Origin of the sequence: Planococcus halotolerans (assembly GCF_003289955.1) — a bacterium.
Lineage (GTDB): Bacteria > Bacillota > Bacilli > Bacillales_A > Planococcaceae > Planococcus > Planococcus halotolerans.
Genome location: NZ_QLZR01000001.1, coordinates 358,982 through 371,011 on the forward strand (window position 1 = coordinate 358,982; position 12,030 = coordinate 371,011).

7 protein-coding genes and 1 pseudogene are annotated in these 12,030 nt (G+C 44.7%); all 8 read right to left on the reverse strand.

Features of this window, described 5'->3' with window-relative positions; genetic code table 11:
• Positions 1–66 precede the first annotated feature (66 nt).
• Positions 67–918, reverse strand: coding sequence for a transglutaminase family protein (locus tag DP120_RS18810; RefSeq protein WP_420812423.1), 852 nt, complete (start codon positions 916–918; stop codon positions 67–69).
• A 135-nt stretch (positions 919–1,053) separates the two neighbouring features.
• Positions 1,054–1,938 (reverse strand): annotated as a pseudogene (locus tag DP120_RS18815) (alpha-E domain-containing protein); the annotation flags it as partial.
• Positions 1,939–3,396, reverse strand: coding sequence for a circularly permuted type 2 ATP-grasp protein (locus tag DP120_RS01685; protein WP_112221448.1), 1,458 nt, complete (start codon positions 3,394–3,396; stop codon positions 1,939–1,941).
• 96 nt (positions 3,397–3,492) lie between these two features.
• Positions 3,493–4,032 (reverse strand): hypothetical protein, encoded by a 540-nt coding sequence (locus DP120_RS01690; RefSeq protein ID WP_112221449.1) that lies wholly within the window; start codon positions 4,030–4,032, stop codon positions 3,493–3,495.
• Between the two features lie 136 nt (positions 4,033–4,168).
• Positions 4,169–5,071, reverse strand: a complete 903-nt coding sequence (locus DP120_RS01695) for an HD-GYP domain-containing protein (protein WP_112221450.1) — start codon at positions 5,069–5,071, stop codon at positions 4,169–4,171.
• Positions 5,072–5,165: 94 nt separating this feature from the next.
• Positions 5,166–5,606: a hypothetical protein gene (locus DP120_RS01700; RefSeq protein WP_112221451.1), complete on the reverse strand. Its 441-nt coding sequence runs from the start codon at positions 5,604–5,606 to the stop codon at positions 5,166–5,168.
• 177 nt (positions 5,607–5,783) lie between these two features.
• Positions 5,784–7,271 (reverse strand): glutamate synthase subunit beta, encoded by a 1,488-nt coding sequence (locus DP120_RS01705; RefSeq protein WP_112221452.1) that lies wholly within the window; start codon positions 7,269–7,271, stop codon positions 5,784–5,786.
• A gap of 39 nt (positions 7,272–7,310) precedes the next feature.
• Positions 7,311–11,897: a glutamate synthase large subunit gene (gene gltB, locus DP120_RS01710; protein ID WP_112221453.1), complete on the reverse strand. Its 4,587-nt coding sequence runs from the start codon at positions 11,895–11,897 to the stop codon at positions 7,311–7,313.
• Positions 11,898–12,030: the final 133 nt, after the last annotated feature.

Sequence of the window (12,030 nt, forward strand, 5' to 3'; positions counted from 1 at the left end):
TAGTTTCATTATTGCATGGATTTCGAGCAATCTCTATTAAACGATTATTAAGTTTAATTTGAGGTTTTATTGATCCAGCAGACTGACGGAAACTTTGACGTCAAGAGACTGGCTGCCCCCGCGGTATACGCCTTGCACGGGACTTACATCATTATAATCGCGCCCCACTCCTACACGGATATGATTCTCAAGCGCTTCAATGTTATTCGTCGGATCAAGGCCGACCCATCCTACTCCCGGCACCATAACTTCTACCCAGGCATGACTTGCAGCGTCGCCGACCAATGCCGAGTTTTCACCGACATATAAATAACCGCTGACATAACGGGCCGGAATATGCTTGCTTCTCAGGACTCCGAGCATGACATGGGTGATGTCCTGGCAAACGCCATTGCGGAGGCCAAAGGATTCGGACGCTTTTGTTGAAACATCTGTCAATTCGCCATTGTATGTGAAGTGGTCATGGATATAGTCCATTACATCTATTGCATACTGTACCGGATTGTCGAATTTGCCCAGCTCGCGATCCACCTGCATAATCTGTTCCGGATTCAAATAGGTATAGGCTGTATTGCTTAAGTAAGCCAAATAATGTTCACCGAATAATTTTGAATGGAAAATTGCGCGCATTTCCGGTGAATAATCAATCTGATGGATGAACGGACTTTTTTGGATGCTGACAATGGATGTTGTCTTCACTTGCAAATGCCGATGATGTTCAGCTATAAAGAAAGTCTCTACGTTATTGCCCCAAATATCAATATGCTCTTTTGTTAAAGAAGCAGGCGTGATTTCCGCCCTGTAGGATAAAAGCCGCTGGACTTCATCGGTTCTTGGTTTCAAGCGGATTGTGTTCATGCTTTGGTCGACAACTGTATCGTATTCAAAAATATTCGTATGCTCGATTTTATATTTCATAGAAGTGATTCCTTTCGCACTCCCCGTCTGGGTTTGGGTGCTCGTGTAGTTTTCGCTGTCGGGATCAATAAGGTAATATGTCTTGGAGAAAATTTGGCCGATTTCATTGCAGCCATTCTGGAATTCATTTAAAAAGTTCATCATGTCTTCCTGCTCAAGTTCCTGAAAATTAAAATTATCGAAATCAGCCGTCAGCTGATCAATTTTCGCAAACAGTTCCCAGGAGTAATGGGACACTTTGCCGTCTTCCAATTTAACGATCGCTTCCCGCATATGATCTAAACAATAGCGGATGGACCGCGGAAAACTCGAATTCGAGACCAGGAATGATAAGACAAGGGAAGGGTCCATTTTCGGCGGATTCACTTTCAAATAAGCATCATATCCATTTGTCATCCGTAAAGCGGCTAACCAGTAATAATAGTGTTCCGATTGCTGGGCCTCTTCCTTTGCGAGCGTTCGTTCACATACAATATTGAGGATTCGTGCAGTTTTCTCAGCACGTTCCAGCCATTTTCCGATTTTGATCATCTGGTACTCGACACCGCGCGACATGGAAGATTCCACGATGCCTTGCGAAGTTAAAGCGGTGTTTTTGACTTTCTGGAGAAATTCCTGCATTTCACGAACAGAAAGGTTTTCTGTATCCATATCCTGCAGCGCCAGATAGCATCTGTTCCAGACTTCCCAATAATCATCCGTAATATGATCCCGGCTAACCCGGGCATTTTCACGGATGAAACGGACACAACTTGCCACGGAATTGAAATTCTCCTCTTCCATTGCAAGATAATAGACAAGCTGATCTTCATTATAAGCAGGCAAGGACTTGATATACTCCATCATATCTGTTGAAGCGCAAATTTCAAATATGAGTTTCCAATCATCGTCCCTGACCAATTCTTCATCAGATGCTTCGATCATCTGTAATAATTGCACATCCAGAATCCGCGCGTTATTTTCCGCACGTTCTGCGTTTCTTGACATCCAGTATAAGGAATTTGCAACTCGGCTCAGCATTCAGGAATCTCCTCCTTCTTCTTTTTTCTTAAATACCCATGTATCTTTTCCGCCGCCGCCCTGCGAGGAGTTGACTACAAGCGACCCTTCCTTAAGTGCGACGCGCGACAGGCCTCCCGGCAGAACGTTCGTTTCTTTGCCACGCATTACAAATACCCTTAGATCCACGTGGCAAGGGTAGAATTTTTCCCCTTGATAGGCAGGTGCCCGTGATAATTTAATCGTGGGCTGCGCGATATATTGATGTGGTGATTCTATTATCTTTTCACGGAAAATCTCAATCATTTCTTTGGATGCGTGGGGACCAACCAGCATATCGTATCCTCCGGATGCCCCAACATTTTTTACGACAAGCTCTTCCAGATGATCGAGTACCCACTCCCGTTCCTCTTTATTCTCGAGAAGGTACGTTTTAACATTATCAATCAAAGGCTCTTCATCCAGATAATAGCGAATCATTTCCGGTACATAAGCATAGATTGCCTTGTCATCAGCGACGCCATTCCCAATACCGTTAAGAATAGCCACATTGCCATTTTTATAAGCCTGCAATAAGCCTGGTACTCCTAATGTGGAATCCTCGTTAAACGCTTCGGGATCCAGAAAATCGTCATCGATTCGCCGATAGATGATATCCACTCTTTTCAAGCCGCGGATTGATTTCATGTAAACAACATTTTTCTTTACCACCATATCGCGTCCTTCTACAAGGTCGATTCCCATTTGCTGCGCAAGGAAAAGATGGTCATAATATGCCGAATTATACATTCCCGGCGTCAGCAGCACAGCAAAAGGTTTGCCTTTTTGAGTAGCTGGTGCATGATCGAGGATCGCTTGATGCATATGAGTCATTTGATGTTCGAGGGTTTGAACAGAATGTTTCGCAAAAAACTCCGGATAAACCTGCCTCATCACATAGCGATTCTGGTAAACATAGGACATCCCCGATGGATTGCGAAGATTATCCTCGAGCACGTGATATTTCCCATGCTCATCCCGGATCAGGTCGATGCCTGCAAGAAAGATGTGATTTTTCAAAGGAATCTCGATTCCTTTTACCTGTTTTTCATAATAATATGGATTTTCTTCAATCAGATTTCTTGGGACAATGCCATCTTGAAGAATCTTTTGTTCACCATAAACATCCTCGAGAAACATATTTAATGCTTCTGCACGTTGGATCATCCCTTTTTCGACAACTTCCCATTCTTCGGGCGGAATGATAATTGGCACGAAATCGAATGGCATCGTCCTTTCTGTCCCGACATTATTATTGTAGACAGTAAATGTTATGCCTTGTCGCAGAAAAGATAATTGAGCGGTCTCATGCTTTTCGCGCAATTCTTCCTCACTGAAGTGCTGGAGTAATTGAAAGAAGTTTCTATAATGAGGTTTTGGCTGCTTATCTTCTTCGAACATTTCATCATAAAATGGTTTTACCGTATACGATTGAAACATAATTCCCCTCCTCTTTCCATTTCGTAATATTCCGACAATTATGTGGAAAAAAACTACCACTCACTATCTGCGAGTGGTAGCCTGATGTGCTCACATTTATTTGTCGAAGGTTGTATCGCTCTTATCCTTCTTCGACGTTTCTTCGTCAATTCCCTTTTTTAAGGAATCGGTATATTCCGTGCTGCCGCCAAATGCTCCGCCGCTCGGACTCGATTCATTGAACGGGCTTCCTGTTTTTCCAGATTCGTTTTTATCGGAAGAACCTGAACCGGTTGAACTCTCTGAACCACCCTGTGATTTCTCACCGACTTCATCCTGAAGAGTTTTATCTGCTTTATCCAGCATATCTTTTTCCTCGTCCATCATTTTCTGCTGGCTGTCGATAGCGCTTTTGACTGATTCTACTGCTTTTGATACGTATGGTTTGGCCTTATCGACCATTCCACCCGATTGTTCATTGAAGCGCTCCAGTCCTTTTTTCACGTTCTCTTTCATATTGCCCGATTGTGCAGAACCCTCGGAATTCGTTGATGTACCATTTGAGTCAACTTTTTTCTGCGCCATTGCGGAACCAATTGCCGCACCTATACCTAATAATACTAATTTACCAAACATACCGCCTGAACGTTTTGCCATGGGAATCTCTCCTTCTCAGTATTTAAATACACTGTGTTCTTATTATTTACTAATTCAGGGCGTCCTAAACATTTTCCCTACTAAAAAAGACACTCTGCTTTTCTGCCAGGTGTCTTGTGTAGGGAAATTCATCCTATTAAATTTTGCCTTCCTGCTGCAGAACCTGTTCAAAAGCACCCACAACATCAGGATCATACTGAATGCCTGAAAGTCTGCGAATTTCCTCCATCGCATACTCCGGTGTATAGGCTTTACGGTAAGATCGGTCTTCGGTCATCGCGTCAAACGTATCGCAAACTCCGATAATTTTTGCTTCCAGCAGAATTTCGTCTGCTTTCAAGCCGAAGGGATAGCCTTTTCCGTCAATGCGCTCATGATGCTGTTCGACAATAACAGCAAGCTTTTTATAAGCTGTTTTCCTAAGCATGTCTGCACCATCGCCCGGATGCTTTTTAATCATATCAAATTCCTCATTCGTCAATTTACCCGGTTTATTCAAAACTTCTTCAGGAATATTTATTTTACCAATGTCATGAAGGATTGCAGCGAGAAAGAGATTCTCAATTCTCTCCTTGGTCATCCTCATTTTTGCGGCTACCTGAATAGCATATTTAGAAACCCGGGAACTATGCATAAAGGTATATCGATCTTTGTATTCGACTGACTCACCAATTTTACGCAGTTCTTTGATTTCTTCACTCAATGAATGAAATACTAGGACATTTGAAACTGACAAAAAGGTAACATCCGTTTTTGCTGTAATATGAACAGGTTCATCCAAATCACTCACTGAAAAAAAGTCCTCAGCAGAGAGTATCAATTTGAAACCATCTATTTCCAATTCCATTTCACCATTTAATATATAGAAAAATTCTTGTACGTCTTCATCTTCACCAGGAAAAAGTATCATTAATTTATCTTTTAAAACAGTTTGTTTCATTACTTCCATTCCTCCACCACGCCCTAACAAACTAAGAGTAGTGGAACCACTTTTCACTGTTTCAAGATATTCATTTTTTAATATCTCCAAGCCTTTCACAAAGACACTTCCTTCCAATAAAAAAAGCACTATGAGAGTTTTGATTTCCTATACTCTCATAGTACTCCATTTAAATGTCCTAAAACAATAGCAATTACCAGTCCATTACTTTAATCGGGTCAATCATTCTTACCCGATCAGCGAACTGAACTTGTATCCATTCCATTTCAACTGTAAGGCCGGCTGCCGTTGCTTTTTCCATGCCTTTCAGCGTCATAGCTTGAGTTTTTGAACTCAAATCAGCAATTTCTGCTTCCACTTTCACATCATACTTATTCCAGGCTTCAGCCTTTTTTTGTGCGTCAGTCGTTTTAGCTGCTTCCGCTAAATAATCTGCATACATGTTTTCGGCTTTCACTTGAACTTTAGCGATTTCCGCATAGATTTCATTGTTTACTTTATATACTTCTGCCAAAGCAGTTGCTGTTTCCGGACTCATTGCTGGTTCCGTCGTTTCAGCAAACCCTCCGCCCGTGTATGCAGCAAAGATTAAAAGCAATGAAAAAAGTGCAGTGATTGAATATTTCTTCAACATTCTGTTTCCTCCCCTTTTCTCTGGTTATGCTTGAATAGACAGACAAATCCCGCTTGGAATTGAACCTATTCTACTGCAAGCCCTTCATTTTCAAGTATAAATGAACTAGGCACAAAGAACAATGTCCACTTGTAAATTTTACAAAATAAAATAAGCCGGAAAAATTCCGGCCTTATTTTATGGCAATACTGTCGCTCCCATTAAATAACGGTCGCACTCTCTTGCTGCTTCGCGTCCTTCGTTAATTGCCCAGACGATCAAACTTTGTCCCCGGCGCATATCGCCTGCAGCGAAAATTCCTTCCGAATCTGTTGCATACTTTCCGTATTCAGCTTTGACACATGAATTCGGTTCAACAGCTACATCCATTTGCTGAATCAAACCTTGTTCCGGCCCACTGAAGCCAATGGCAATTAATACAAGATCCGCCTTCCAGACCTTTTCTGTTCCCGGAATCTCTTCCCTCACACGATTGCCTTCTTCGTCGATGCGCAATTTCACGTTTACTGTATGAACTTCTTTTACATTGCCTGATTCATCTCCGACAAATTTTTTCGTCATGACAGCATATGCTCTCGGATCTTCTCCGAAAGTGGCAGCAGCTTCCTTATGCCCGTATTCTACCCGATGTACTTTTGGATATTGCGGCCACGGATTCCCCTGCTCATCGCGTATCGCACCCTTTTTGTCATAGACATCGAATTGGACAAGGCTTTCACAATCATGGCGGACAGCTGTAGCGAGACAATCTGTACCGGTGTCGCCGCCTCCAATGACAATGACATTTTTACCTTTGGCTGAGATGAAATTGCCATCTTCGAAGTTCGAATCCAATAGGCTCTTTGTGCTGGCATGCAGAAAATCCATGGCATAGTGAACGCCGCCAAGTTCCCTGCCTTCCACTTGAAGGTCACGGTGAACTGTTGCACCGGTGCACATAATAACCGAATCAAAATCTTCTTTTAATTGATCAGCGGCATAATTCTTGCCGATTTCAACATTTGTTTTAAAGGTGATGCCTTCCTGTTTCAGAATTTCCACACGGCGAACCACCATTTCATAAGGCAGTTTCATTTCCGGTATGCCGTAGGTCAGCAAGCCGCCAACCCGGTCATTTTTTTCAAAGACGGTAACCCAGTGGCCCGCTTTGTTTAATTGAGCCGCTGCTGCGAGTCCTGCCGGACCCGATCCGATAACCGCCACATGTTTGCCTGTGCGTGTCTCTGGAGGCTCAGGGACTACCCAGCCTTCTGCAAATCCACGTTCAATAATTGAACGTTCAACAGTTCTGATGGCTACCGGCGGCTCATTGATGCCCAGTACACAGGAGCCTTCGCATGGCGCCGGGCAAGCCGTACCTGTAAACTCAGGAAAATTGTTTTTCAAATGCTCACGGCGCAGCGCTTCCTTCCACTGCCCTCTGTATACCAGGTCATTCCATTCAGGGATCAGGTGATTGACCGGACAGCCGGTCGTCACATTTTCCAATTCCATGCCGGTGTGGCATGTCGGCACTCCGCAATCCATGCAGCGGGCCCCTTGTTTCTGAACTTCTTCATTTGTTAACGGAATCGTATAGTCATTCCAGTCATGTGTCCGTTCAGCGGGGTCACGTTCTTTCAGCGTCTGTCTGTTATATTCCATAAATCCAGTGCTTTTCCCCATCATATCCCTCCCTAATTAATTCTATTTAAAGGTAATTTTCTATTTTATGCTTTCCTGCATTTTACTTTCTTCAAAGGCTGCCATTTCTGCATCGAATTTCGTCATGCCGCTGTCCTGCAATTTGCTGATACGGTCATTGATCTGCAAATAAGCTTTCGGTATGACCCGAATGAATTTGGCAGAGAATATCTCCCAATGCTCCAAAATCCGTTTTGCATTTAAACTTCCTGTGTAGCGGAAGTGACTGTCAATCATTTTACGCAGTTCTTCGATTTCCTGCGGCTCTGCCAGAGGCTGAAGATATACCATATCCGTGTTGCAATACTGGCTGAAAGTTTCGCCTTCATCCAGCACATAAGCGATGCCGCCTGACATTCCGGCTGCAAAGTTTTTGCCCGTATTCCCTAGAATGACGACACGTCCGCCTGTCATATATTCACATCCATGGTCTCCGACGCCTTCAACAACAATATTAGCGCCACTGTTTCGTACGGCAAACCGTTCTCCTGCCATGCCGTGGATATACGCTTCTCCGGCTGATGCACCATAGAAAGACACATTTCCGATAATAATATTCTTTTCAGGAATAAATGTAGAGTCTGGAGCCGGTTTAACGATTATCTTTCCACCGGATAAGCCTTTTCCGACGAAATCATTCGAATCTCCGATTAACGTCATCGTCATTCCCTGTGGGATGAATGCGCCAAAACTCTGTCCGGCTGATCCCTGGAAATTCAATTTGACTGTATCCTCCGGCAATCCTTCAGCACCGTATCGTCTTGAGATTGCACTGCCGATGATAGTACCTGTAGCTCTGTGGATATTGCGGATCGCTGTATACACTTCAACCGGTTCGCCGGTTTTTATCGCGTTGCCGCAGCGCGGAAGAAGTTCCTGGTAATCCAGGGTCTGGATCAAACCGTGATCTTGCTTGATTGTAGCGTAGCGTCCAACTTTATCCGGAAGATCCGGCTGGTAAAGCAGCGCTGAGAAATCGACGCCTTTCGCTTTCCAGTGGTCGATTGCTTCATTCACTTCCAAAACGTCCGTTCTGCCAATCATTTCATTGATTGAGCGGAAGCCGAGCTGAGCCATTAATTCGCGTGCTTCCTGAGCGATAAAGCGCATGAAGTTGACGACATGGTCCGGGTCTCCGCCATATTTTTTGCGGAGCTCTGGATTTTGGGTCGCGATGCCGACCGGACATGTATCCATATGGCAAACACGCATCATGACGCAACCGAGCACAACGAGTGGCGCTGTGGAAAAACCATATTCCTCGGCTCCCAAAAGTGCCGCCATAACTACATCGCGCCCCGTCATCATTTTACCGTCTGTTTCCACTACAATACGGTCACGCAACCCGTTCAATAGAAGAGTCTGGTGCGTTTCCGCCAATCCTATCTCCCACGGCAGGCCGGTGTGTTTTAAACTTGTCTTCGGCGCTGCTCCGGTGCCTCCGTCGTATCCGCTGATCAGTACAAGATCCGCGCGTCCTTTTGCAACCCCAGCCGCTATAGTTCCAACTCCCACTGCAGAAACCAGTTTTACGCTGATGCGTGCATAGGGATTTGCATTCTTCAAGTTAAAGATCAATTCCGCCAAATCTTCGATGGAATAAATATCGTGATGCGGCGGTGGAGAAATCAGTTCCACTCCGGTCGTCGAGCCGCGGACTTCTGCAATCCACGGGTAGACTTTCTTGCCCGGCAAATGGCCGCCTTCACCCGGTTTTGCTCCTTGCGCCACTTTAATCTGGATCTCATCCGCATTGACCAGGTAATGACTCGTTACGCCAAAGCGGCCTGAAGCCACTTGCTTGATCGCGCTTCTGCGGTTTGTGCCGTCTTCGTCCGGGATGAAGCGGGAAACTTCTTCTCCGCCTTCACCGGAATTACTGCGTCCACCGATTTTATTCATGGCAACAGCAAGCGCTTCATGCGCTTCTTTGCTTATTGATCCATAAGACATTGCACCAGTTTTGAAACGCGCGCAAATATCTTCGACGCTTTCGACTTCTTCAAGAGGCACCGGTGTACGATCTTTAAACTTCAACAATCCACGCAAAGATTGGAGATTCGCTTTTTCATCCGTCAAAAGCGCTGAATATTTTTTGAAGACGTTGTAATCATTTGTTCTGCAGGCTTGCTGCAGTGTATGGATCGTCTTCGGGTTGTATTGATGGTCTTCCCCATTCTCGCGGTATTGGAATTCATCGCCGGATTCAAGATCGCCGTCGCTGCCTTCCTGCTCTGGATAGGCTCTTGCATGCCGCATGAGCACTTCTGTCCCGATCATATCGAGGCCGATACCGCCAAGTCGCGAGGAAGTGCGGGTGAAGTATTTTTCGATTACATCGAGACGGATACCCACAGCTTCAAATATTTGGGCTCCTCGATAACTTTGGATTGTTGAAATGCCCATTTTTGACAGCACTTTAATGATGCCGTCAGTGACTGCTTTAATGTAAACAGTCTCAGCCTGCAGGTAATCCGTGCCTTCGATATCTTTAACTTCGATTAAATTGCGGATTGTATCATATGCCAAATACGGATTGATACCCTCGGCACCGTACCCCAGAAGCACCGCAAAATGATGCACTTCCCGAGGTTCGGCAGATTCCAGCAAAATACTCACTTTTGTTCGTATGCCTTCCCGGATCAGGTGGTGATGCAAACCGGATACAGCCAATAAAGCCGGTATTGCAGCATTGTCCTTATTGGCTCCTTTATCAGATAAAACCAACAGGACTGCTCCATCTTTATAAGCTGCATCCGCTTCTGCAAACAGCGATTGGAGCCGTTCCTCCATCGCCTCTGCTCCACCGGAAACAGGAAACAAAATCGACAGCGTCACCGCTTTGAACTCGTCCATCGGATTGTATCTGAGTTTTTCCAATTGCCTATTCGTAAGCAATGGTGTCTCAAGTCTGATGTGGCGGCTGCTCTCCGGAGACGGCTGCACCAGATTGCCTTCTGCGCCGATTGTCGTCCGTGCAGCCGTGATAATCTGTTCACGTATAGCATCTATCGGCGGGTTCGTGACCTGGGCGAATAGTTGTTTAAAGTAATTGTAAAGCAGCTGCGGCTTCTTCGATAACACGGCTAGTGGTGAATCGTAGCCCATGGAACCCACTGGATCTTTGCCTTCAGTTGCCAGAGGTTTAATGATTTTTTGAACTTCTTCCATGGTATAGCCGAATGCCAATTGCTGTTTGATCAAGGATTCCGTTACGTCATAGTTTTCCTGCACTTCCGGATCCGGTAAATCTTCTAAATCCAGCATATTCTGTTCTACCCAGTCTTTATAAGGCAATTCCGCTGCAATCTGCAATTTAATCTCATCATCCGGGATAATTTTCCCTTCTTCCAGATCAACCAGCAGCATTTTGCCTGGGCGCAGGCGGTCTTTGTATATAATATCGTCTGAAAAGATATCCAAAGCGCCAACTTCCGATCCCAAAACGATCATGCCGCTTTTGGTCACATAATAACGTGCCGGACGAAGACCATTGCGGTCAAGACAAGCGGCAATCTGGTTGCCATCGGTAAATACAAGTGCTGCAGGTCCATCCCAAGGTTCCATCAAGGTACTGTGGTATTCGTAGAAATCCTTCTTCTCTTTCTTGATAGTCGGATCATTGACCCATGGTTCCGGTACCATCATCATCGCAGTGTGGGCAAGCGAGCGCCCCGATAAATGAAGAAATTCAAAGCAATTGTCAAACATCGAAGAATCACTTCCACTTTCATCGATGACCGGCAGCACTTTTTTCAAATCTTCCTCATTGAAATACGGAGAATGGCACATGGCTTGGCGAGCGCGCATCCAATTGACATTGCCCCGTAATGTATTGAATTCACCGTTGTGTATGGAATAGCGATTCGGGTGGGATCTTTGCCAGCTGGGAAATGTATTGGTGCTGAAACGGGAGTGGACTAAGGCCAACGCCGATTTGAATTCGGGATGGTTGAGGTCGATATAAAACGAATCCAGTTGTTCGGGAATAAGCATCCCTTTGTAGACGATTGTGCCAGCCGATAAACTGCTGAAATAGACGTCCTTGAATTCCGGGTCTGCACCCATTTCCTGTTCGATTCTTTTGCGGATGATATAAAGCCTTCTTTCAAGATCCATCCGTCCTTTAAGTTCTTCAGCCGCTTCAATAAAGACCTGTCTGATTACCGGCTTGGTTTTTGTTGCCACTTTGCCGACAAATGAGTCATTTACCGGAACCGGCCGCCAGCCGAGACATTGCTGTCCTTCTTCTTCAATAATCCGCTGAATGATGTTTTTTGACTTCATACGGATATCGTAATCCTGCGGCATGAAAATCATACCGATGCCATATCGGCCTTCTGCCGGAAGGATAATTCCTTCTTTTTCACATTGCTTCTGGAAAAAACGGTGGGGAATCTGTGTAAGTATTCCTGCGCCGTCACCCGTACTCGTATCAGACGACTGTCCTCCCCTATGCTCAAGGTTACAAAGGATGTTAACTGCATTCTGGACAATCGAGTGGGTTTTTTCCCCATTTATATTTGCAATCATTCCTATGCCGCAAGCCTCATGCTCCTGTTCCGGATCATAAAGTCCCTGGGCTTTCGGGTACTCTCTTTTTATCATGATGTTTCCCCCTTTAACACAGTGAAGTGTCATAATATTAGGATAGTATATCATATAAACTGAATAAATATAAAATTACAATTAAATTTAATAGTCAAAAATAACTGTAACCGCTTACATTTTTATGATATGT

What these genes read in the sequence shown, in the direction of transcription:
- DP120_RS18810 (WP_420812423.1), bottom strand. Translation starts at nt 918, where the DNA reads ATGAAATATAAAATCGAGCATACGAATATTTTTGAATACGATACAGTT.
- DP120_RS01685 (WP_112221448.1), bottom strand. Translation starts at nt 3,396, where the DNA reads ATGTTTCAATCGTATACGGTAAAACCATTTTATGATGAAATGTTCGAA.
- DP120_RS01690 (WP_112221449.1), bottom strand. Translation starts at nt 4,032, where the DNA reads ATGGCAAAACGTTCAGGCGGTATGTTTGGTAAATTAGTATTATTAGGT.
- DP120_RS01700 (WP_112221451.1), bottom strand. Translation starts at nt 5,606, where the DNA reads ATGTTGAAGAAATATTCAATCACTGCACTTTTTTCATTGCTTTTAATC.
- DP120_RS01705 (WP_112221452.1), bottom strand. Translation starts at nt 7,271, where the DNA reads ATGGGGAAAAGCACTGGATTTATGGAATATAACAGACAGACGCTGAAA.
- gltB (WP_112221453.1), bottom strand. Translation starts at nt 11,897, where the DNA reads ATGATAAAAAGAGAGTACCCGAAAGCCCAGGGACTTTATGATCCGGAA.